Origin of the sequence: Sporolactobacillus nakayamae, from assembly GCF_900113325.1 — a bacterium.
Lineage (GTDB): Bacteria > Bacillota > Bacilli > Bacillales > Sporolactobacillaceae > Sporolactobacillus > Sporolactobacillus nakayamae.
In genome coordinates this window covers 1-22,468 of sequence record NZ_FOOY01000024.1, presented here as the reverse complement: position 1 = coordinate 22,468, position 22,468 = coordinate 1, and the positions used below count along the sequence as shown (strand labels likewise).

Annotated in this window: 25 protein-coding genes and 1 pseudogene; 16 read left to right on the top strand and 10 right to left on the bottom strand. The window is 41.4% G+C overall.

Annotation, left to right across the window (positions count from 1 at the left end):
- Window position 1 precedes the first annotated feature (1 nt).
- From BM003_RS14275 to thyX, 3 genes are read left to right on the top strand one after another with little or no spacing between them, the layout of a single operon-like run.
- Window positions 2–259 (top strand): alpha/beta fold hydrolase, encoded by a 258-nt coding sequence (locus tag BM003_RS14275; RefSeq protein WP_093674230.1) that lies wholly within the window; start codon window positions 2–4, stop codon window positions 257–259.
- A 15-nt stretch (window positions 260–274) separates the two neighbouring features.
- Window positions 275–637 carry a DUF6176 family protein gene (locus BM003_RS14270; protein WP_093674228.1) on the top strand — a complete coding sequence of 121 codons (363 nt, stop codon included), beginning with the start codon at window positions 275–277 and terminating at the stop codon, window positions 635–637.
- A gap of 36 nt (window positions 638–673) precedes the next feature.
- The gene (gene thyX / locus BM003_RS14265; protein ID WP_093674226.1) at window positions 674–1,420 is read left to right on the top strand and encodes an FAD-dependent thymidylate synthase; all 747 of its coding nucleotides are present in this window, start codon (window positions 674–676) and stop codon (window positions 1,418–1,420) included.
- Between the two features lie 48 nt (window positions 1,421–1,468).
- On the opposite strand, the gene BM003_RS14260 is transcribed toward thyX, so the two are convergent.
- Window positions 1,469–2,791 carry a hemolysin family protein gene (locus BM003_RS14260; RefSeq protein WP_093674224.1) on the bottom strand — a complete coding sequence of 441 codons (1,323 nt, stop codon included), beginning with the start codon at window positions 2,789–2,791 and terminating at the stop codon, window positions 1,469–1,471.
- A 208-nt stretch (window positions 2,792–2,999) separates the two neighbouring features.
- Here BM003_RS14260 and BM003_RS17725 point away from each other — a divergent pair, with 208 nt between their 5' ends.
- Both BM003_RS17725 and BM003_RS14255 read left to right on the top strand, forming a co-directional pair.
- The gene (locus tag BM003_RS17725) at window positions 3,000–3,137 is read left to right on the top strand and encodes a hypothetical protein (RefSeq protein ID WP_177184805.1); all 138 of its coding nucleotides are present in this window, start codon (window positions 3,000–3,002) and stop codon (window positions 3,135–3,137) included.
- A 26-nt stretch (window positions 3,138–3,163) separates the two neighbouring features.
- Window positions 3,164–3,589, top strand: coding sequence for a GNAT family N-acetyltransferase (locus tag BM003_RS14255; RefSeq protein WP_093674222.1), 426 nt, complete (start codon window positions 3,164–3,166; stop codon window positions 3,587–3,589).
- A gap of 44 nt (window positions 3,590–3,633) precedes the next feature.
- On the opposite strand, the gene BM003_RS14250 is transcribed toward BM003_RS14255, so the two are convergent.
- Window positions 3,634–6,864: an MMPL family transporter gene (locus BM003_RS14250; protein WP_093674220.1), complete on the bottom strand. Its 3,231-nt coding sequence runs from the start codon at window positions 6,862–6,864 to the stop codon at window positions 3,634–3,636.
- Entirely contained in the window at window positions 6,861–7,310 is a 450-nt protein-coding gene (locus BM003_RS14245) for a MarR family winged helix-turn-helix transcriptional regulator (RefSeq protein WP_093674218.1), read from the bottom strand. Before BM003_RS14245 ends, BM003_RS14250 begins: the two co-directional genes overlap by 4 nt.
- Window positions 7,311–7,540: 230 nt before the next feature.
- Between BM003_RS14245 and BM003_RS14240 the strand changes: the two genes are divergently transcribed.
- Together BM003_RS14240 and BM003_RS14235 are read left to right on the top strand one after the other, a co-directional pair.
- Window positions 7,541–8,065, top strand: coding sequence for a DUF4179 domain-containing protein (locus tag BM003_RS14240; protein ID WP_093674216.1), 525 nt, complete (start codon window positions 7,541–7,543; stop codon window positions 8,063–8,065).
- 186 nt (window positions 8,066–8,251) lie between these two features.
- Window positions 8,252–8,518, top strand: a pseudogene (locus BM003_RS14235) (hypothetical protein); the annotation flags it as partial.
- 68 nt (window positions 8,519–8,586) lie between these two features.
- Here the strand turns inward: BM003_RS14235 and BM003_RS14230 are convergent.
- Complete coding sequence (locus tag BM003_RS14230) at window positions 8,587–9,582, bottom strand: acrylyl-CoA reductase family protein (protein ID WP_093674212.1); 996 nt, start codon at window positions 9,580–9,582, stop codon at window positions 8,587–8,589.
- Between the two features lie 236 nt (window positions 9,583–9,818).
- Here BM003_RS14230 and BM003_RS14225 point away from each other — a divergent pair, with 236 nt between their 5' ends.
- Together BM003_RS14225 and BM003_RS14220 are read left to right on the top strand one after the other, a co-directional pair.
- The gene (locus tag BM003_RS14225; protein ID WP_093674210.1) at window positions 9,819–10,304 is read left to right on the top strand and encodes a Dps family protein; all 486 of its coding nucleotides are present in this window, start codon (window positions 9,819–9,821) and stop codon (window positions 10,302–10,304) included.
- A gap of 132 nt (window positions 10,305–10,436) precedes the next feature.
- A complete protein-coding gene (locus BM003_RS14220; protein WP_093674208.1) occupies window positions 10,437–11,417 on the top strand; it encodes a ketoacyl-ACP synthase III in 981 nt (326 codons plus the stop codon).
- 73 nt (window positions 11,418–11,490) lie between these two features.
- On the opposite strand, the gene BM003_RS14215 is transcribed toward BM003_RS14220, so the two are convergent.
- A complete protein-coding gene (locus tag BM003_RS14215) occupies window positions 11,491–11,892 on the bottom strand; it encodes an Lrp/AsnC family transcriptional regulator (protein WP_177184804.1) in 402 nt (133 codons plus the stop codon).
- 116 nt (window positions 11,893–12,008) lie between these two features.
- Here BM003_RS14215 and BM003_RS14210 point away from each other — a divergent pair, with 116 nt between their 5' ends.
- Complete coding sequence (locus BM003_RS14210; protein WP_093674204.1) at window positions 12,009–12,569, top strand: cysteine hydrolase family protein; 561 nt, start codon at window positions 12,009–12,011, stop codon at window positions 12,567–12,569.
- A gap of 115 nt (window positions 12,570–12,684) precedes the next feature.
- Window positions 12,685–14,304, top strand: coding sequence for a M20/M25/M40 family metallo-hydrolase (locus BM003_RS14205; protein ID WP_093674202.1), 1,620 nt, complete (start codon window positions 12,685–12,687; stop codon window positions 14,302–14,304).
- Window positions 14,305–14,444: 140 nt separating this feature from the next.
- Here the strand turns inward: BM003_RS14205 and BM003_RS14200 are convergent, their stop codons facing one another.
- Window positions 14,445–15,329: a helix-turn-helix domain-containing protein gene (locus BM003_RS14200; RefSeq protein ID WP_093674200.1), complete on the bottom strand. Its 885-nt coding sequence runs from the start codon at window positions 15,327–15,329 to the stop codon at window positions 14,445–14,447.
- Window positions 15,330–15,999: 670 nt separating this feature from the next.
- On the opposite strand from BM003_RS14200, the gene BM003_RS14195 reads away from it, so the two are divergent.
- From BM003_RS14195 to BM003_RS17720, 3 genes are read left to right on the top strand one after another with little or no spacing between them, the layout of a single operon-like run.
- A complete protein-coding gene (locus tag BM003_RS14195) occupies window positions 16,000–16,524 on the top strand; it encodes a YcxB family protein (RefSeq protein WP_093674198.1) in 525 nt (174 codons plus the stop codon).
- Between the two features lie 33 nt (window positions 16,525–16,557).
- The gene (locus BM003_RS14190; RefSeq protein ID WP_093674196.1) at window positions 16,558–16,971 is read left to right on the top strand and encodes a DUF4064 domain-containing protein; all 414 of its coding nucleotides are present in this window, start codon (window positions 16,558–16,560) and stop codon (window positions 16,969–16,971) included.
- Window positions 16,972–17,001: 30 nt separating this feature from the next.
- A complete protein-coding gene (locus tag BM003_RS17720; RefSeq protein ID WP_177184803.1) occupies window positions 17,002–17,169 on the top strand; it encodes a hypothetical protein in 168 nt (55 codons plus the stop codon).
- An 81-nt stretch (window positions 17,170–17,250) separates the two neighbouring features.
- On the opposite strand, the gene BM003_RS14185 is transcribed toward BM003_RS17720, so the two are convergent.
- From BM003_RS14185 to BM003_RS14175, 3 genes are all read right to left on the bottom strand, one after another.
- A complete protein-coding gene (locus BM003_RS14185; protein WP_093674194.1) occupies window positions 17,251–18,246 on the bottom strand; it encodes an asparaginase in 996 nt (331 codons plus the stop codon).
- Window positions 18,247–18,357: 111 nt separating this feature from the next.
- Window positions 18,358–19,167 carry a sugar-phosphatase gene (yidA, locus tag BM003_RS14180; protein WP_093674192.1) on the bottom strand — a complete coding sequence of 270 codons (810 nt, stop codon included), beginning with the start codon at window positions 19,165–19,167 and terminating at the stop codon, window positions 18,358–18,360.
- Window positions 19,168–19,311: 144 nt separating this feature from the next.
- Window positions 19,312–19,836 (bottom strand): phosphatase PAP2 family protein, encoded by a 525-nt coding sequence (locus BM003_RS14175; protein WP_093674308.1) that lies wholly within the window; start codon window positions 19,834–19,836, stop codon window positions 19,312–19,314.
- A gap of 349 nt (window positions 19,837–20,185) precedes the next feature.
- On the opposite strand from BM003_RS14175, the gene BM003_RS14170 reads away from it, so the two are divergent.
- Window positions 20,186–21,658 carry a nicotinate phosphoribosyltransferase gene (locus BM003_RS14170; RefSeq protein WP_093674190.1) on the top strand — a complete coding sequence of 491 codons (1,473 nt, stop codon included), beginning with the start codon at window positions 20,186–20,188 and terminating at the stop codon, window positions 21,656–21,658.
- Between the two features lie 60 nt (window positions 21,659–21,718).
- Here BM003_RS14170 and BM003_RS14165 read toward each other — a convergent pair whose 3' ends face one another.
- Window positions 21,719–22,066, bottom strand: a complete 348-nt coding sequence (locus BM003_RS14165) for a hypothetical protein (RefSeq protein ID WP_177184802.1) — start codon at window positions 22,064–22,066, stop codon at window positions 21,719–21,721.
- A gap of 89 nt (window positions 22,067–22,155) precedes the next feature.
- On the opposite strand from BM003_RS14165, the gene BM003_RS14160 reads away from it, so the two are divergent.
- Window positions 22,156–22,468: helix-turn-helix domain-containing protein (locus BM003_RS14160; RefSeq protein WP_425441056.1), on the top strand; the 313-nt coding region annotated here is incomplete at its 3' end.

The window sequence follows — 22,468 nt, the reverse complement described above, 5'->3', positions numbered from 1 at the left end:
TTTGGCACAAGAACAGGTCGATGTATTTTATCGATATGATCCAAGGTATCAATCCATTATTAACGCTGCCCCGCAATTGCTAATGTACGGGGATCATGATCAGATTGTTTCTATCGATGGAGAGAAGGACTACTATAAGTATATGAACGGGCAACCTGATTCGGAAATTGACTTAGAAGTCTACGAACATGTAAATCATGAATTTACCGATCAAATGTATGACGATTTGAGGACTTGGTTAAAGCGATATGACAAATAAATCACGGAGGCTGTCATGCAAATAGAACTCAGCAAATTTCGTGTAAAGAAAGGCAAGACAAAGCAGGTTGATCAATGGATGAACATGCTTAATGAACATATGCCTGAAGTACTCTTAACCTTAGAAAATGAGAAAATGTATATTGAAACAATTTTCAGAGAGAAAAATCAAGACGAGGAATATCTCTATTGGTATTCAGTTCAGGGAGATAATGGCGCACAGGTAGAAGAGTCAAGCATGGAAATTGATAAGAAACATCTTGCTTATTGGCGTGAATGCATCGATGAAAGCTATCATGCACCGTCAATAACGACAGAGGTGCATATGATCCCTGATCAGTTAGGCACACTGATCAATAAAATGGAGAACAATCATTAATACTAATGAATTAAACGGCATAATGGAGGTAACCAATTGGAAGTACAATTACTTGCGCACACACAATTAAGTTCAGCATTCAGAGATAGGATTAAAAATGAATTAGCACAATTAACTAGTGAGCCGTCCGATGGACAAGTGGTTGCGTTGACCGCAATCAGAAATTGTTATTCTTCAACATATCCAAGTGAAATATTTATGAAAGAATACAAAAAGTATTTTGGCAAGAAGGCAACAGACGGAAAAAGCGGCACAGATGCCGAGCGGTTGTTTCGGCAAATTATACATAGCGGTCATCTCAGTACAATGGAGCATTTATCTTTCACATTCTCCATCCAGAATGTCAGCCGCGCGCTACTTGCCCAGCTGACCAGACATCGAATCGGCTTCTCTTTTTCTGTAGAAAGCCAAAGATATACAAGGCTTGGAAGCAATGATAAATCTGGTGGATTCCATTATGTTGTGCCGGAGTCGGTGAAGCGAGCGGGCGGTGATACGTTGGCTGTTTTTGAATCAACGATGAAGCAGTTACAAGAGAATTACGATACGCTGCGAGAACAGGGGATTCCGCCTGAAGACAGCCGATCATTGTTGCCAAATGCCACGGTAACAAATATTGTGATGACAGCCAATCTTCGTGCTTTGCTCGATTTTTATAAAAAACGCAGGCATGGTCATGGTGCACAATGGGAAATTGCGGAACTTGCTGAAGCATTACGGAACTGCGTCGTTGAGGCGGAAACATGGACTGAGCAGTTTTTTGAGTTTGAGAATACAAAATGATAAGAGCTTCTTTATGGGGCTCTTATCATTTATTAAAAATTTTATGATTCAATTATGATCGTGTTCTTGAATCGTAACGTGAATTTTCTCAATCCGGTTGTCTTTAACAGAGGCCACTTTAAAAACCATATTTTCATGAGAAACGATGACTTGCTCGTTCTCTTCGGGAATGGATCCGATCTGATTCAAAATAAATCCGGCAACTGTGTCTATATCCGCGCCTTGAATAGACGTTCCAAAGTATTCATTGAATTCATCAATCTCTAGCAAACCGCTGATGAGGTACGTGCGGTCATCAATTCGAGTGATTTTTCGTTCCTCTTCATCATGTTCGTCATCAATTTCACCGACAATCTCTTCGATGAGATCTTCCATGCTGACAATACCGGAGAAGCCGCCATACTCATCAATTAAGATTGCCAAATGGTTATGTGTTTTTTGCATTTCATGAAGCAAATCGTCGATATATTTGTTTTCCGGGACAAATAAAGGTTCGCGCAATAGTGATGTGAGATCGACGTGATCGAACCCGACGTCGCTTGCGGCTTTAAAATAATCCTTCATGTTCAAGACGCCAACGATCGTGTCACTATCGGTTTGATACACCGGAATACGGGAATAATTTTCGCTCAAAAGCATCTGAGCAAGCGCATCAGATGGTGTGTCTACACTGATCACAAAAGTTTCAGTTCTAGGTGTCATAATTTCACGCGCTTTTTTGACATCAAGTTCAAAAACACCCCGGATCATGCCAAGTTCATCCGGATTTATCGAGCCGTCATCTTCGCCGGTCTGAGTCAATAATTGAATTTCTTCGCGCGAGGTAATCTCGCTCGTATGATTTCGTTCAATGCGTGTCAGCTTTGCCAATATATTTGTGGAAAACGAGAGCAGCTTGACAAAGGGTTTAGCAAATTTACTAATAAAAAGAATTGGAGATGCGGAAAAACGGGCGATTTTTTCTGTGTTTTGCAGTGCAATCCTTTTCGGAAATAATTCGCCAAAAACGAGCGTGACATAGGAAAGCAGGATCGTAATGATCGCGATCGAAACTTCTCGGGCATAAGGTACCGGCAAGATATCGGCGAAGCGGTTAGCAAGACCCGTCGCAGCCGAGGCGCTGGAAAACAGGTTGGCGAATGTTATACCAACTTGAATTGTTGCCAAAAATTTGCCCGGGTCAGCGATCAATTTTTCTAGGATCATGGCTTTTCGATCACCTTGATCCGCTTGGTGAGCGATATGTTTCTTATTTAGTGAAACAAATGCGATTTCAGCCGCCGCAAAAAAGGCGTTGACTAATGTTAAAATGGCAATAAGAATAAGTTGGAAGAGAATAGAGTTTCCGCTGTCGCCCAATGGAGTATCCAAAAAATCGCTCCCTAGTATGTATTTAAAAATTGAATGAGACTTCATCTGTACTATACCCATCTAATCAATAAATTCTCATGGAAAAGTTAACTTTTTGAAATGGGACTGAAAAATTTAAGGTTTATTTCATAGATGCCGGTTTCATCAGGCGGTACTGAAAACTTTGTGATAAACTATAGAAATATGGTCGATGTCGGAGGGAAAATGAATGGAAAATAAAGATATAAAGGCAGGCAAGGGAAAGCAAAAGAAAAGTAAAGTTGTGACCATCATTGCGGTTGTCTGTGCGATTGATGTGGTCGCTACTTTAATTTATTACTACGCCTCAGGCGCGTTTAAGTTTTGATTTGTTGCTTGGAAGGGGTTTTAGGCATGGAAATAAAGCAAGCAGATTATGATGAAATAAAAAATTGGGTCGATCATCAGCTCCAATTGAATACGGAAGAGAAAAGACCTGCTTTTGCAGATCGAAAAATCAGGCCGATTAGTTTTGCGATGTATGATGATCAAGGCAATGTGATCGGTGGTGCGGCTGCTGAATTTCATTGGAACGCGCTGCACGTCAGTTTGCTTGGCGTAAGCAAAGAATTTCGTATCAAAGGTGTGGGCAGTATGCTGATCAACCGCATTGAACAGGAAGCACGTGCAAATCAATGTGATATGGTTCTGCTCGAAACCATGAGTTATCAGGCGCCTTTATTTTATCAGAAGCTTGGATTCCAGATCATCGGAAGAATTGGTGATTACCCTGCCAAGGGAGAATGCCAGTACATATTGCAAAAAATGCTCAACTATTAAAAAAAGCCTGGTACAGTTTAATCGCTGTACCAGGCTTTCTTACTTCATTTATACAGTTGTGAATTGTTTGAATCAATAACTTTTGTTTTATTTGGTATAAAGGGCCACCAATTGCCGCGGCCGAAAAATTTGACCATTACGGGAACAAAGAATGGAATAATGACCACCGCGTAAAGGACCAAACCTATAATGACAACACTGGCAATTTCAACAAGTGAGAGCATTCCCGAAGGCATCATTGCCGCAAAGGTTCCGCTCAGGATGATCACCGCTGAGAAGATTACGCTGCCCATATGCCAGAGTGTCAGCAACATGCGTTCACGAATGGCTCGATTGGCGTACTCATTGAATCGAGCCATAACAAATATGGAGTAGTCGATGCCCAAGGCGACGAGCACAATGAATCCGAAGAACTGAGTTGTCCACGTTAGTCCGGAGTAGTGGAACAGTTTCGAGAATATCAATTCTGAAAAGCCCATCGCTGAGAAGTAGGTCAAGAGCAGCGATGCCATTAAATAGATCGGCATAGTCAGCGACCTCAAGACAATTACAAGAGCGATGAACACACCGATACTGACAAAAGTAACGGCTTTCTGATAGTCAGAGCTTGAAAGCTGCTTCAAATCACTATTAAAGCTGGAGATGCCGCTGATCCCTACATGTGCGTTTTCAAGTTTCGTTCCTTTCAAGATGGACGGAAGTTCTTTTTTGAATTCCTGAAAATGAGCAATTCCCTTATTTGTATAAGGATCATCTTTCAAAGTCACCTGAATACTTGTGATTTTTCCATCTTTGCTCATATATTGATCTAGAGCATCGTTAAACTCTTTGTTCGTGAAAATCTGATCCGGTACATAAATTCCTGACTGTTCATAGGAAACTTTAGTCCAGTTGCCAATGAAATTGTTTGCCGAGTTAACGCCATTTTGAATCTTTTTTGCACCATCCGCACCTTTTGCAAGCCCACCGGACAATGTCTGCATTTGGTCTTGAACATCACTGAATCCACTCTTTAACTGTTTTTGACCGGAAGCAATTTGTGTGAGCGCATTGGTCAGCTGTGGCGTATTTTGGATGACTTGATCCTGGCCGCTGCTTGCTTGATTCAATCCGTTTTCCAATTTGCCGAGACCGGTATCTAATTGGGTGAGACCGGATTGAAAGCTGTTGATGCCCTGCGTCACTTTAGCAGACTGACTGTTCAGTTGGTTCATCGCATCCGCCAATTTCTGAATGCCGCTGTTCAGTTGAGTAATCTGAGCCTTTGCTGTTTTCGTTTGATTGGCGATTTCCGTTTGAATGCTGTTCTGAAGATTTTCCATAACTGTCGGTAACTGCTTTAATCCAGTTGCTAATTGAACAAAATTCGGATCTTGCATCGCTTCCGGATGAGCCTTAATGTACGCTTGCAGATTTACCTGAATCTGGCCAAGTGTCTTTTCTAAGTCGCTTGTGTCAATGGCGGGCTGGCCGCCGGAGCTTGATGATGAGAATTGGCCGAGTTGGTCTGAGACTTTTTGCAAGTTCTCAGCAACCTGTTGATAGCCATTCTGAATCTGTTCTTGACCGCTTTGGAGCTGTTTCAGCTGTTTCTGCGCATCTTGAACATTTTTTCTGATTTCCGAAGTTCCGGCTGAACCTGATTTGATTCCGTCTGAGATTTGCGCCAGTACGGACTGTATGTTCTGAACCCCGTCTTTTGTAGCGGAAGTTCCGCTTTGCAGCTTGTCGATGCTGGTTAGCGCTGAATTTAATTGCGGCTGTGATTTGTCTATTTTCTTACTCGTTGTTTGCAGACTGTTCTGCAAGGTTCCCAATCCGCCGGAGGCACTTTTCAATCCTTTATGAACAGTGTCTGATTGTTTGGTTACATAGATGTCATTCAGTCGATTACCTAACGGACGTGAAACGCTCATCACTTTCTCAACATTCGGATCTTTTTTTATTGCTAAGGAAATGCGTTCGATCAGCGCAACATAATCTGATGAACGCATGTTATCATCATTTTGCAAATAAATCGTAGCCGGAGACATGTTCCCCGCACCGAAGTCTTTGGAAATGACATTAAAGCCGGCTTTTGCTCCATAAGTGTTCGGTAATTCCTCAGGGGAATTAAATGAAAGCGCCCCATTATAGGTGATGATCGGTGGGACAGTAAATAAAGCGACGATCAGCAGCGCGACGAGTGGGCGCGCAAACGCGAGCTTGCCGGCAGCTGCCCATAGGTCACTTTTAGGTTCTTTTATTTTTCCACCCATCGGCCAAAAGAGGTGTTTACCAAGTGTGACCATGAAAAGCGGGAGCAACGTAAACAAAGCAAGCAGCAGGAATATGACCCCTACGCCCACAGCAATCGCGCTTCGGTACAGGCTGAACTCAACAAATGCAAGCGAGAGAAAGGCGATGAAAACGGGAATTCCGCTTTTCAGTACAGTCAGCCCGGCCGTCCGGAACGTTGCTTGGGTGGCCTGATATTTGTCATTCCCCTTTGCAAGCTCCTCTCTAAATCGACTTAAAAGGAGAATGCAATAATCGGTACCGATACCGAATAAGACAGCGATCATGAATGTTTGTGTAAAGTTCGAAACCGGGAAATTGAAATAGTTGATAAGGAAAGAAACAACAAATTGTGCAACGACATAACTGATACCAACTGTAACAAGCGGTATAAAAGGTGCGATAACTGAACGGAAAACAAGGAAAAGAACAACGAGTATGAAGATCAGTGTAAGACCTTCTGTTTTCTTTACACCTGCTTCAGCAGCTGAACTCATGTCATCATTAATCAATTCCTGGCCGGTTAAATAGGTTTTGACACCGTCTGTTTTAATCTCAGCATCAATTTTATTACGAAGTGTGTGAACGGTGGTCGGATTTACATTTTGGACTTGGAAGGCAGCCATTAACGTTTTATTGTTCTTTGAAAGCAGCTGATCTTTTAAATCTTTATGATCAAAGACATCGATGACACTTTCAATCTTAAGATCCTTTTTGTTTTCTTTGACATGATCTAACGTCTTTTCAATAGCATTTAATTTTTCTTGGGACAACCCTTTACTCGAGTGAAAAGCTGCCACATAGGTGGTTGTATCTTTACTGTCACTGAACTTCTTTTCTAAATTAGCGGCTTGCTGCGTCGGATAATTTTTAGGTATTGAGTAGCCGCCTTTATCACGTACCAAATCATTAAAATTTGGTGCAGTAAAAATAAGGATAGCCAGACCGATAATCCAAACACCGAGCAGAACCCACCGCAATGTGATAATTTTTTTCATTTTTTCTCCTTCTGTCTCATGATGATTTCATTGATCTTCAAATAGATGCGAACAAATTCCTTGCTGTCCTGTTCACCGACCTCTTCGATCCATTTACCTACAAGATCGTGAATCTTACGTTCTCCTTCAAGAAAAATAGATCTTCCTGTGCGTGTAGTGTATAATCCGAAGCTGCGGTTATCGATCATCCGTTTTTCAATATACCCCTTATCCACTAAACGGCTGACGCGAATACTGACGCCACTTTTATTAATATCCAGCAGATTCGCAATTTGAATCGGGCTGATGCCCGGTTTCTTCTCCAGCATCCTGAGCAGGCAAAGCTGTTCAAAAGTGATGCCATGGGTTTTGATGACCCCTTCAACAGCTTCGTGAACTCTATTAGATGTATAAATGGATACATCTTCATAAGCGCTAATCAAGGATTTTACCGAATCCAATTCCAACTCTTTCTCACCTTCTTAAATAGATAACTGTGTTAACTATTTTATAGGGTAACAATATTTGGTTTATACAGTCAACTAAAATGAATGATTTTTCGATGATCTGATCCGATTAAAAAAATATATTTTTTGGTTCGTCTAAACTTACTTCTCGTCCGTCTAATAATAGATGAATCAAAAAGGAGGAAATAAATGATTAAAATGAAATTAAGCTCAAATTCTTTGATCGTGAATTGCACCAGAGAGTTGTTGCTGGGGTTGATCAGGCGATTAAGGATAAGAAGTCTGCGAAAAGTCCGGAATGGAGCTTGAAGAAAAAGAGCTTAGCTATCGCAGCGGCTGTTGCAATAGTTATTGCTGTGTTTGTCGGTTCTGCTTTTATATCACCTGCGATGGCAGAAGTCGCATCAAAAATCCCCAATTTCAATAGGATCTTTCACTCGAAGAATATTCTAACAGTGATTACGAACGATTTAAAAGCCAAACATTATCAGATTGAAGGAACGGGCATTCGTTATAGCCCGAGAAAGGAGATTGGCGTTTGGGTCGACGGTTCGGAGCAGTACTTTAACCAGGTTAAAGAAGACATTAAAGCACAAGTCGAGCAGATTATGGAATCAAGAGGTTATGATGCATTTGTAGTACGTGTGGAAAGGAAAAGAGACATTTCCAAGATTGAAAAAAATCCAAGTATGGATAAAACAAGTAAAGCATTGATGGAAATTCAAGTTGAACTTCAAAAGTATCCGAATGTTTAAGTGGGTATCGGCAGGATTAGTGAAAAATCTAATTTCCATTTTGAGGTTGAAATGCCGACTACTGAGAAAAGAACAGATGAAATTAAACAAAAAATCACTTCTGTAGCCCGAAAATTTAATTTTGAAAATTATCCTATCAAAATATACAAATTTAACCTGTAGAAACGGAATTTAGAAAATAGATGGAATCATGTCTTCACATCAATTGCCGAAGAGTTAATGGCAAAAGAAGAATATAGAGTCAAAGGAGTGGGATATAAAGCAACATCGAATACCATGAACCTTTATATAACAATGTCTTTAAATTCCACGGATCCAGATGTTAAAAAGATCACTAAGAAGATTGAAGATCATGTGCAACAGTTTTTAACTTCGGATGAAGCAATAAAAGCAATCGGCGACGACAACTATAATATTGTGATCAGAAGTAAGGATAAAAAGAAAATGAATTAAGAAAGAAACACATTACTCGGAATTTTCTCCAAGGGTAATGTGTTTTTTCTAACCATTGTCGAATGGTATTATACCATCTTTACAACAATCCTACCGACAGAATTCCCTTCAAGCAGTTTTGGCAGGACCTCCGGAAGCGCTTGAAAGGGTATTTCTTTCTTAATCATCGCAAGCTTCTGGCTGTCTTTTAATTCTGTTGCCATACGGTTCCAAAGTGTTTTCCGCAACGGCATTGGACAATATACAGAGTCAATACCGAGCAGATTAATTCCCCGAAGAATAAAAGGGAAAACCGTCGTCGGCACTTTGCTGCCACCAGTCAAGCCGCATACAGCCACTGATCCGCCATAGTTAATTTTGCTCAATAGTGAGGCAAGTTGATTTCCACCGACCGGGTCAATCGCTGCCGCAAATTGTGTTTTGTCTAGAGCCTTAATCTTTCCATCATAAATGGCAGTTCTCGGTAAGACGGCAGTAGCGCCAAGTTGATTTAAATAGTCGGCTTGCGAAGATTTGCCGGTACTTGCAATCACATCATAGCCTAGTCGCGAAAGCATGGCTACAGCTGTTGTTCCGACACCACCGGTCGCTCCGGTGACAAGGACTTTTCCTTTTTCCGGTGTGAGTCCATTTTGTTCGAGCTTGGCAATGGCAAGTGCGGCCGTGAAACCCGCTGTTCCGAAAATCATTGATTCTTCCAAAGTCATTTGCGAGGGCAAGGGGACAATCCAGTCACCCGGGAGAGAAGCGTAGCCGCTAAAACCGCCAAAGGTAGTGACACCGATTTCAAAACCAGTCGCTATAACCTGATCTCCTGATTTGAAGCGGTGATCCTTCGATGAGACGACCACTCCGGCAAGGTCAATTCCTGGGATAAACGGATAAGCAGTAACAATTTTCCCATCAGGAGTACATGCGAGCGCATCTTTATAGTTGACACTAGAATAGAGAACTTTAATGAGCACATCTTCTTTTGGCAGGTTGCCTAATTCGAGTTGTTTTATTTCTACGGTGTGCTGGTCGGCTTTTTTGTCAACAACGAAGGCGGAAAAGGATTGGGACATTTAGTTGACCTCCTATAAAATGATTCTAAAAATAGGATACGGCATTGCTTGCTTAATAAGCAATGCTACTGGTCACGCATCGGTCATGAGGTTTGTATGTGCGCGCGTACGTTTACTATTTATGTCAATTTTGTGTCATAGCCCTCACGAGTAAGCAAGGGTGTAGACAAAAATCGTTTATTAAATTATAATGATTATATTAAAGAAATGATTACAAATAAAAAGGAGCGATTTCTATGGCAGTTGCACAAGGCACAACAACAAAAACCTTTCTAAATCAACAGGTGGCAAATTATGGTTTGTTCTATACAAAATTGCATCAATTGCATTGGTACGTCAAAGGACATAATTTTTTCACACTCCATGTTAAATTTGAGGAGCTCTATGATCAGACGACAGCCATTCTTGACGAACTGGCAGAACGCTTGTTGCAAATTAACGGCGAACCCTATTCAACTTTACAGGAATTCTTGGAACATGCAAGCTTGAAGGAAAAACCGTACACAAATCCGATGACGGAACTTGAAATGGTACAGGTCGCTGTTGACGATCTCGTGCAATTACGTGATGAATTAGCCGAAGGAATTGTTCTTTCGGATAACGAAGGTGACGCCGTGACGAACGATATGCTGATCGCGGTGAAGAATAAGCTGGATAAGGAAATTTGGTTCTACACCGCTTTTCTTGGCAAAGATCCGGTACCGCAAAACAATCCTAAATGAGAATGAATTTTAATTGAAAAATTGTCGGGATGCATTTACGCATCTCGATTTATTTTTTTGCTTTTTGTGTTATACCTGGTACTAATATCTGATATAATGTTTATAGGAAGCAACAAGGAGCGTGGATATTAATTGGAATCAAGAGCGACAATAACTGCCATTGGGGCATATGTTCCGGAACAGCGAATGACGAATCACGATTTAGAACAACTTGTCAATACATCAGATGAATGGATCGTAAGGCGGACGGGAATGAAAGAACGCCGAATCGCAGGTCCTGAAGAATTTGCCAGTGATTTGGCCTGCGGAGCGGTGCATAATCTCGTTGCCCGTTATACAAGTGATCTTACTGATGTAGACTTGGTGATTGTCTCAACCACCACCCCGGATTACGGATTTCCGAGTGTCTCCGCGAGGGTTCAAGCAGCCTTTCAACTCAAACATGCAGGTGTGATTGATTTAAGTTCCGCTTGCTCGGGTTTTGAATATGCACTGCACGTAGCGAACGGGCTCGTTACGAGTGGATTGAATAAGAAGGTGCTCGTGATTGCCGCTGAGACAATGTCGAAGGTAACGGATTATACGGATCGAACCACATGCGTGCTTCTTGGGGATGGAGCAGGAGCCACGCTTGTTGAACATACGGATAAAAGAGGCGATTTTCTCGGCTCCTATATGGGTGCCGACGGAAGTCTCGGTAAAGCTCTTTATCGCACAGGATTATCAACGGTTATGGATGGAGAAAAACTGATTGACACAGGAAAAATGATTCAGAACGGTCGCGAAGTATTCAAATGGGCGGTTAAGACAGTAACCGCCGGAATTCCGGCACTTCTGGAAAACAGCGGATTACAGATCTCAGATATTGATTGGTTCATCCCGCATAGCGCAAACTTGCGATTGATTGAAGCAATATTTGAACGATTAGCGATTCCGATGGACAAAGTTCTCTACAGCTTAGAGTATTACGGCAACACGTCATCGGCTTCAATTGCTTTGGCATTGTCAGAAGCAGTCAAGGCAGGGAAAATCAAGAAAAATGATCGTTTGCTTTTATACGGATTCGGCGGAGGACTTTGTCACTGCGGTCAAATTATTGAATGGAACATCTAAAAAATTTTTTCGAAAAATAATGGATCGGAAGGAAAAACGTTGTTGTTTTCTTCCGGTCCATTTTCCTATACGGTCAATGACAATCAAGCTGTCTTAGTGAACTGTTCACTTTATACCTGCCAAAACGTAAAAGCTGCATGCAGAATTTATCAAGCATTGGCGCATCCGGAAAACAGGCTTTTAACATGTAGCAGCCGTCACCAGAAATTTTATGAGCCTCGATACAATGCGGATTCTCAGCGATCATTTGTTCAAATCCGCTGTAATCGGAAGAAGACATATAAACGGTTATAAACTGAATGGAATCATAGTGCTGTTCGATAGTAAAACGGCGAATCATACCCTGGTCCATCAGATGCTGGACGCGAAGGCCTGTTGCTTGTCCGGTCATATGAATTTTCTCGCCAAGTTGTTTCCAAGTTAGTCGGCTGTTTTTAGTTAATAATCGAATGATTTTCCGGTCAAGTTCATCCATCATTAATTTCCTTTCATTTTGAAAAAATAATGGAGCAATTCTATTCATCAGCAACTGTAATACAAGAGTCGCATTCATGTACAATCACCATATCAGATCTTTTGGAGGGTGACAACATGAACGAAGCTTTGATTATTATCGATGTCCAGAATGACTATTTTGCAGGAGGAAGGATGCAGCTCGATAATCCAAAAGCTGCGCTTGATCATATTGAGCAAGTGCTCAGGCATTTTCGTGAGGCAGGAAAGACGATCGTATTTGTTCAGCATGTCGCAAAAAATGCGAACGCCACTTTTTTTCTTGAGGATACGTTTGGCGTAGAGATCCACTCTGTGCTGACTGCCAAAAATTACGGGAAAGAATTCATTGTCCAGAAGAGCTTTCCAAATAGTTTTCTTAAGACGCGATTGCAGGAGATACTCACGAGCAATCAAGTCGATTCGTTAGTGATCTGCGGTATGATGACTCACATGTGTGTGGATTCAACAACACGGCAGGCGGCTGAACTTGGTTATCGTTGTTCGTTGCTTAGTGATGCCTGTGCAACGAAAGATTTAGTAATAGAAAATGGCACCGTACGAGCCGATCAAGTGCAAGCTTCTTTCCTTGCCGCTTTGCAAAGCTTTGCGAGAGTAAGTACAACGAGTGATTTTCTACAAACTCATGAGAATGATTAGTTTAAGTTGATTTTGTTCATCGATTCAATGAAATAAAATATCTTCGTAAGGCTGCAATTCAATGTATAATGAAGATTAATTCAGATCTCATTTCAAGCATTAAGGCGGTGTTCTGGTGAGTAAGTGGCAGACAAGAGAAGCGTTGACAAAATTATTGAGCGAACTGGTGAACATTCCCAGTGTTTCAGGCTCGCAAGCAGAGAAAAAGTTTCCTAAGTTTGTTTTACATAAGTTGGCTGAACTAGACTATTTTCAAAAACATCCGGAGTTTTTGAATCAAATGCCTACAGAAGATGGGCGCTCTTTTATTTCCGCGTTTGTGCGTGCTTCTCAGCCGACAGCAAAGACGGTCATTCTTTTCAGTCATTTTGATGTCGTTGATGTCCAGGATTATGGAAAATGGAAAGACGTTGCTTTCGATATTGAAAAATTAACCGATCACTTTCATGAGGCGAAGGACGATCTTCCTAAAGCGGTTCGTGAAGATATCGAGTCAGGTCACTGGCTGTTCGGTAGAGGTGCGATGGACATGAAAAGCGGACTCGCGCTGCATCTATCCCTAATTGAAAACGCGTGTAAAGGAAATTTCGACGGCAATCTTCTCCTCATTTCTGTTCCGGATGAGGAAGTGAATTCGGTCGGTATGCGAGCAGCGGTTCCCCATCTTCTTAAGTTGAAAGAAAAATACCATTTAGACTATCGTGCTGCGGTAAATTCCGAACCGATGTTTTCTCTTTACCCGGGAGATCAAACGAATTACATTTATACCGGTTCAATCGGTAAGGTGATGCCGGGATTTATGTGCTATGGAAAAGAAACGCATGTTGGCGAGCCGTTTTCCGGATTGAATGGCAATCTGATGGCGTCGCTTGTGACAGCGGAACTTGAACTGAACACCGATTTGTGTGATGAGGATGAGGGAAAAGCTGCACCGCCCCCAACTAACTTGATTCAAAAAGGATTGAAAGAATCCTATTCCGTTCAAATTCCGAACCGGTCGGTCACACTTTTTAATCTGTTCTTATTAGAACGATCAATTGAAGAAGTTACACCGTTATTACTTGAAAAAGCAGCCCGAGCCGCCGAAAAAATTGAAATTTTATATCAGAAAGAGGCTGAACAGTACGCGGCGCTCACTGGTTCGACTGCGGCAGAACGAAAAGTGCGTGTGCTCACCTTTGAAGCGTTGATTCGCGAAGCACGGCAGTTAATGGGGGATAAACCGGTTGATACGCTCATTGATGCTCTGGTTGAAGAGCGTGGCGATAAAGATGATCGGGAGATATCCATACAAATCGTTGATCAACTCGCTATTCACTGTAAGGCGCTTGCGCCGATGATCATTTTATTCTATACACCGCCCTTTTATCCGGCGGTACAATCGCATCATCGCCCAATGATTCAGGATGCGGTTGAAAAAATTCAGAAATGCGCACATGATGTCTACCAAACAGATTTAACGGAACAGCATTATTTTAGCGGAATCTCGGATTTGAGTTACATTGGCATGCCGGCAAAGCTTACGTCTATGAATGAATTGACAGCAAATATGCCGATTTGGAATCGCGGTTATACAATCCCATTTGATGCTATGGAGCAGCTTTCCGTTCCCGTATTAAATCTTGGCCCAATTGGGCGCGATGCACATCAATGGACGGAACGATTGGATGCAGACTTTGCATTCGGTCCGCTAAAAGATCTACTGATCCTTGGTATTCGTGAACTATTAAGCTGAGAAATATATAAGATTAAAATAAAATTCGGGTTGACGCAGTCTGCGCAGCAGCCTAAGTAGAAAGAATATTCAGATAAAATTAGATGGGGAAATAAATTAGGGGAAGAGGAGTGAGGAAAAAGTTTATATATTTTGTGAAATCAAATTTTTAGATCAATATCAATTGAGGTAAGTTCATGGACTTCCTGAGTTAGGGCTTCGAACAATGAGTTCAAATCAAGAACTTTGCATATTGATAAACCTTTTTTTATTATTTCTAGTCCTTGGTGTGATTTCTCTATTTTAATCGAGGTAATGCCTTTTCTCACATAGGCAGCCGCCAAGCCTTCAAATCTTTTAATTTGCATACATTCTTCTATTGATTTATTGGCATATAGTAATGCCTTTTCATATTTTTGATTTTTTATTAGATAAATTGTTAAGTTTAATAAATATGAAGATTTCAATTCATCATTTCTAATGATGTAAGTAAATCGTTCAATTTCTTTAAGAGCACGTTCGGCGATTGATATGCCGGTTTCAAGTGGGAAAAAAAAGAAGATATTATTTATCAATTTTAGTTCTACTGAGTACCAATTATCCAATTTTGCTAAGCGATCCCATACTTTATTTGCGTAAGGCAATGCCTGCTCAAATGCTTGTTCGGAATGAATTGAAGAAAGTGCTCTGCATACATAATGAATATCTTGAACAACATTATCAAAGCTTCTTTTCAAATAGAGTTCACATTTTTTGTTTAAATTATCTACCCTTTGAATGTCTGCACTGGATGTGAGTTTGAAAAAATCATGAATGATCTCATCTTTACCGTTTAGACTATAAGAATTCTGTATATAGGTTAATTCTTCATAGGATATATCTAGTTTTTTTAATATATGCATAAATTTTCCTACGGTAGGCTGCATGTCACATGCTTCTATTTTTGCATATGTTGCTCGAGACATTTGATCACCAGCCACATATTTTTGCGTATAGCGCTTAGATTGACGAACCTTCTTTAACACGTCTCCCAATTGATATTTCATAAGTCGGTTCCTCCTATTATGTGAGTATATGATACATTTTAATACATTTATGTCGAATCATGCTACGATAAATCTATCAAAAGGAGGTGCCGGCCATGTTCAGTCCTGATCTTGTATGGTTTTGTTAAATTGGTTGGTAAGTTGATTTGTTCAGCTATTTTTGGTGCTCCCCTTAACAATAGCAAACCTATCTGGACTGCTTTGCAGTCTTCCAATGCCATATTTTCATCGCATGTTAAAGTTCATACTCGCGAGAAAATGGCGTTGGTGGCAGTTGAGAGTTGATTATTGGGTGAACTTGGCCCAATTCGATTCTCAGCTCATTTTTTTGTCTTAAATATAGACACTATACAGGCGCTTACAGGCGCTTACCTGATCAACTGAAATTCGTGCCAAGCTTCTTGCTCATTAATGGTTCAAGAACATCTGTTGTTCGGAGCAGTATAGATTGAATAACGTCAGTTTACAATTAGCAACCACTGATAAACGTGAACAAGACTGAAAAATAGATCCTTTTAAATAAGATCCTGCTGAGATGCCTCTGTGGGATCTTGTTTTCTTTAATCTTTACAATCGGTAATCCGAAGAAATTCCGTGAACTGCATTGGGAAGTATTGTATAGTTAACTTAGCTATATTTTTCTTGAAATATCCACAATGGGGTGTTGCAGTTGGATTTTCACTATCAACTGACTAAGGAAGACTACATCGCTTTCAATCTTAACGCGTATGAGCATTCTTTAGTCATGAAACGCTCATTAATCACGACGCGATTGCTTGCGCTCATCTTCATTATTTTCCCTTTAATCATTTCCCAAATAACCGGCGTGTTTATTGCCAGCTTGTTTTACTTCTTTTGTATCCTTGCGATCTTGTGGTTTTTCATTATCCCAAAAATCTTTTTTCGAAGTGTTCGTCGCAATCTTTCAAAAATGATTGATGAAAAAATGGGCGATCAGCTCCCCATGGATGAAAGGCTGGAGATAACGGAAGAAGGATTGATCGAGGGAGCCGGATCGAACCGCGAGTATCGTTCAGCATGGTCCGGTATTGTGAAAATTTCTGAAACAGATGATTATCTTTACTTCTATATCAATCCGATGGCGGCAATTATTTTGCCCAAATCCGAGATTGAGGCGCATGATTTGGGTGAGCAACTTAAAAAAATTATTCCAGAATCCGTAGTAAAAGAATAATTGGGTTCGAGATAACTCACAGGAGGGCTTTATTTGAAAAGAACTGGAGAAATTGCATTAACTGTTATCGGAGGATGTTTGAACCTCTTAGCTTTGCTAATAGGCATTCGGCTCGTTACTGTAGATTATTCACAAGTTCAAATGCAGTTAAAAGCGGCAAGTGAGGAGCAAAATTTAACGCAGCAACAATTTAATGAAATCGTTCACATTGCTCAATTGGCAGGTGATGTTATTTTAGCGGTTACAATCGTTATTTTTTTGTTAACGACAATTGGGCTTTTTCTGTTGCTGAAAATGAAAAAAGCGAAAACAGCAGGTGTGTTTATTCTCATTGCCGGTGTATTAAGTTTGCCCGAACTGCTCGTACCGGGTATTCTCTTAATTATTGCCGGGATTATGGCGCTTGTAAGAAAACCAAAGCTGCCGATGGATTCCTACGAATCCTAAAGAAAACAAAAATTGAGTTAATTAGAAAAAATGTCGAGTGATCAAGTTGTTGTTGCGCATATTGGACTAATTAACACAACATGGATCGGTGCGTTAATGGTTCTAGTGGCTGCTTTCATGAGTATGTGGAGCTTTACATTGGATAACAAATACATTTCAAGAAAAGAAGCTTTGCAATTAATGGAAATGCGTCATTGAAAGAACTATAGTTAAATCAAAAAATCGCCCCCATTACACTATGGGGGCGATTTTTTTCGTTTGGGAATAAAACGTAGAACCTTACACGTAACTTAGATCGTGCGCGACTGGTGTTTGAAGTCTGCGTTTAATTTCCGCCGGGTTGGATGTGTTTGCGAGAATCCACATGAGTTTGGCGACAATTGCCTCGGTATTCATATCGCCGGCAGTGATTCCGCCGGCTTCAGCAACCTTTTTGCCCACTTCGTACAGAGCCATATTCTGTCCTTCCTCAAGGCATTGCGTGGTTATGATAACAGGCAAACCACTTTGAACAAGTTTTTGAACGCCGGAAACAAGGTCACGTTGCTCAAACGGAAGTCCACCGTTTCCGAAACTTTCGATGATTAATCCTTTTGTGTGTTCACTTATAAAATCGAAAAATTGGGGCGGGAGACCAGGAAATGCCTTCAATAAAAAGACATCGGGACAGAGATCCATCTTGCTTTGGAACGGTATAGATTCAAGTTGCGGCCGATAGTCCACCGTGATCTTACCATCACTGATCGAAGCGATATATGGAAAATTGACACTTTTGAACGCATCATAGCTCTTTGTTCTCATTTTAATGGCGCGTGTTCCCAAAATTGCCTTTCCATCGAAAACGATAAAAACGCCGGGTAAATCAGAATTTGCAGCAAAGATGAGTGCGTCTTTGATATTCTTTTTCGCGTCCGTTTTTTTAAAACTTACAGGTATCTGAGATCCGGTGATCACGACCGTTTTATCGATTCCATGGAGCAAGTAGGAGAGCCCTGCCGCAGTATAAGCCATTGTATCTGTTCCGTGTGTAATGATAAAACCATCGAATTTATCGCAATTCGCTTGAATGGCACGCGCGATCGTCAGCCAGTCCTCAGGCTGCATATTCGTACTGTCTTTATTCATTAATATTTTGAAAGAAATAGCAGTATCAGGCTGATGATGATCTGTAAAATAATGAGCGAGCTCATTCAAGCTAAGACCGGGAGCAAGTCCGTTTTGCTGTACGGTTGAAACGATGGTGCCCCCGGTCGCCAAAACAAGAATTTTCTTCAAGAAATCTTCCCCATTTCAGAACGTAATAATTTTATTATACTGGCTTTTGCATATTTCGGCGAAAAAAAAAGACACCTTTATTACTGGTGTCACACATTTTCAAGAGATCGCTCAGTTCAACACAAATTTTTCAACGGCATATGCTACTCCATCCGCAGTATTGGTTCGCGTCACAAACTGCGCTTTCTGTTTCAAAGGCTCGATTGCGTTTCCCATCGCGACGCCAAGTCCGGCATAATCGATCATTGCCAAGTCGTTTTCTTCATCACCCAAGGTCATCATCTCCTCGGGCGCAATCCCGAGAAATCCGCCGAGCGCTCGCAAGCCTTTGCCTTTGTCCACTTCTTTGTTCAGAATTTCGAGCAAAAATGGCCGGGATTTCATAATTGTAAAACGATCATAGTAACTTGATGGAATTTGACTGATTGCGGAATCCAATATCTTTTGGCTCGCGCAGAAAATTGCCTTGTTTGCTTTGAACGAGTCAGAAATGCGATCCATCTCAATAGTGGTGAAAGGAAGCGCCTTCATGATCTGGCCATACAAAGAGGGCCTGCTTTCAGGGTAGGGAGGGCAGTAGACCTGTTTCAAATCGATGAAGTTCATGGGCACGTCAAGCTCCCGGCTGAGATCATAGATCGAGAGCAGCTGGTCTCGTGTCAGAATTTTTTCTGAGATGACCTCACCTGAATCGGTTTTCTGCACGAGGCCACCGTTGTACGTAATTGCAAAATCTCCCTTGTCAGTCAGACCGAGGAGCTCTAAATAGCTTTTAATACCAAGAAGCGGCCGACCGGTACATAAAACAACTTTAACCCCTTTTTGTTTGGCTGCTTTCAATGCAGTCTGCGTTCGCTCAGATATTTGTTTCTTGTCATCGAGCAATGTCCCATCCAGATCGATAGCAATCAGTTTTATCACGATTTCCCCTCCTAATTTTGGTCTCCTCCAAGTATACAACCGTCTGCTTATCAGAGGAAAGAAATGGCGACTTATTTTGCTGGATACATTACAAAAACAAAGCAGCTGATCCATTTCGATCAGCTGCTTTACATGTCTATGGTGTTAGAACGGCAGGACAATTTTCACGAAGCAAATATAGCCTGTAACACTGCCAAGCAGCATGCCCGCTAAGACATCTGATGGGTAATGCAATCCGAGGAAGATGCGTGAAACAGCGACGCTGAATCCCACAGGGAGCAAAATCAGACATAGCGACGGGTGAAGCAGAATAAGTGGTATAATAACTGAAAATATTGCAGTTGTGTGCCCCGATGGAAATGAGTGATCCTGTAATGCGTTAATTGGATGGTTCGTTCCATTAAGAATTAAATAAGGACGTTTTCTTGGAAAGCATTTCTTGAAAATTTGAACGATAATATGGCTGAGTGCTAAGGACACTGCGCATGCGACGGCAGTCAAACGTAACTGCCCATGTGCAAAGATTAACAGAAATAAAACGAGCAATATTTCCAATACGGCGCCGCCGATATTAGTAATGGTTCGAAAATATGCATTCCACATTTTCCGTTCGAAATGCTGATTAATTTTCCTGAAAATACGGCATTCCATTTCATATAGTTCATTCATGGGTTGCACGATTAGTCACCTCCTAATGGAGCACGCGTCCAGTCTTTATCAAATTGTGTTACCACGATATCTATTCGACAATGGTCTTCATTTTTTGATCAATTCAATGTGCTTCTTCTATTATTATATAGTAATTTATCGTTATTGAGAAAACATAAACCTATGCTAAAGATTGCGTTAAAGTTTTCTAATGCAGATCAATTATTTAAGCGCTTAGTTCATAGTATAGCGACATCAGCTCAGAATATTAAAATTGAGCCACAGTTTACAAGATTGTTCGTCAATAGTATACTCGATTCAATATATCCCTTAGAAAATACATAAACGACACATTGGAGGAAACAAGACCATGGAATCCAGGTTTGACGTGAGAAATGACCGAGATCTCACTATGCTGGTTGATTTTTATGAACTAACAATGGGGAACAGCTATCTCGAAGAAGGGGTAGGCGGCCAGATTGTTTATTTTGATATGTATTTCCGTAGAGTTCCTGACGGCGGCGGTTATTGTGTTATGGCCGGAGTGGAGCAGCTGATTGAATACCTCGAAAATCTCCGGTTTACTGTAGACGATATTAATTATTTGCGCTCAACAAATACCTTTTCAGAGAAATTTCTCGATTATCTTTCAACATTCAAATTTTCATGTGATGTATGGGCAATTCCCGAAGGCTATCCGGTATTTCCCAATGAACCGCTTGTGACTGTAAAAGGGCCGGCTATTCAAGCGCAGCTCTTGGAGACGATGATTCTTGTTACGATTAACCATCAGACACTAATCGCGACGAAGGCGAATCGAATCTGCCGTGTCGCCGGAAATCGGCCTGTTATGGAATTCGGTTCCAGACGTGCACAGGGCTACGATGGCGCGATCTATGGCGCTCGGGCAGCGGTGATTGGCGGATGTGCGGCGACGGCTAACACGCTGGCAGGGATGATGTTTGATATCCCGGTATCCGGAACAATGGCGCATAGCTGGGTTCAGCTGTTTGACAGTGAACTGGAAGCATTTCGCGCTTGGGCAAATGCTTATCCGGATCAATGCCTCGTCTTGATCGATACATTCAATGTCCTGAAGTCCGGACTTCCGAATGCCATTCAGGTTTTTAAAGAATTACGGGCGAAAGGCCATGAGCCGTTGGGTATTCGAATTGATTCCGGGGACATTACCTATCTGACGAGAAAGGTCAGAAAAGCTTTGGATGACGCCGGGTTCCCGAAAGCGGTCATTGTCATTTCGAACTCACTCGATGAACATATTATTAAAGATGTCCTTGCTGAAGGCGCGAAGATCGACTCTTTTGGCGTTGGCGAACGGCTGATTACCGCGCGTTCGGAACCGGTGTTTGGCGGCGTCTACAAACTGGTCGCTGTTGAGAAGAACGGCGAGATTATTCCGCGAATTAAAATTAGTGAAAATGAAGAAAAAATTACGAATCCAGGATTCAAGAAGATCTATCGCATTTATGATAAAGACGCGGATAAAGCGATTGCCGATTTGATTTGCGACGATTCGGAGACGATTGATGAATCAAAACCACTTACTTTATTTGACCCTGTGTTTACATGGAAAAAGAAGAGACTGAAACGCTACAAGGCGGAGCTGCTTCGGAAACAGATTTATAATCATGGTAAACTGTGCTATCAGAATCCTTCCGTTAGGGAAATACGTGAATTTGCGCAGGAACAGGTACAACGTCAATGGGCGGAAGTGCTGCGTTTTGAAAATCCGCACCAATACTTCGTGGATCTTTCTTGGAATGTTTGGAATGCCAAACATAATCTGTTGAATAGTTATTCAGAGGAATTCAGCGGTAAGTAAATCAGTATAAAAAAAGTCTCGGGAAGCGGACTGTCGCTTCACCGGGGCTTTTTTTCATGATTACAAATGGAACGTGTTTTTTATCTTTTGCGCAACTTGTGCCGCACTCAAATTTGTGTTGTTAATCCTTAAATAATTTGTTTCTCTTATTTCACCTGGTTGAGAATTCAAACGATAGTGACCGATTGATTCAAGTAAATTTTGCTCAGATTGCTTAATGTTGCGCTTGGTCGGTTTTTCCGCAAGTCTGTCCGGCATTCGATTTCGTTCCAGACGCACGTTGACATCTGCCTCCAATTCAACAAAGTAAATCGTCGCGCCTGCCGCACGAAAGATGTGGCACATTTCATCGATATGCGACCAGTCTTCGGGTTGATTTCCTGCGTCCTTACTCGTGACTTCAGTCATGAGTAAGGACGCTCTTTTTTTACAAAAAGCGAACATACACGCTATAATAAAGATACTATTTTTGCAGACGAGGAGGAACGGCTGTGATCATCCAAAAAGCGTTTAAATTTCGGCTTTTCCCTACGGAAGAACAAGCCGTTCTGATCAATAAATCCATCGGATGCAGCCGGTTTGTCTATAATCATTTTTTAGATTCTTGGGAAAAGACGTATCAACAAACCGGTAAGGGCTTAACCTATAACACTTGCAGTAAAGCCTTGACACAACTAAAACACGCGTTACCATGGCTCAAAGAACCAGATAAGTTTGCCTTGCAGAACAGTTTAAAGAACCTTTCCACTGCTTATGGCCGATTCTTTAAAAAACAAGCCAAGCATCCTCGCTTTAAGAGTAAAAAGAATC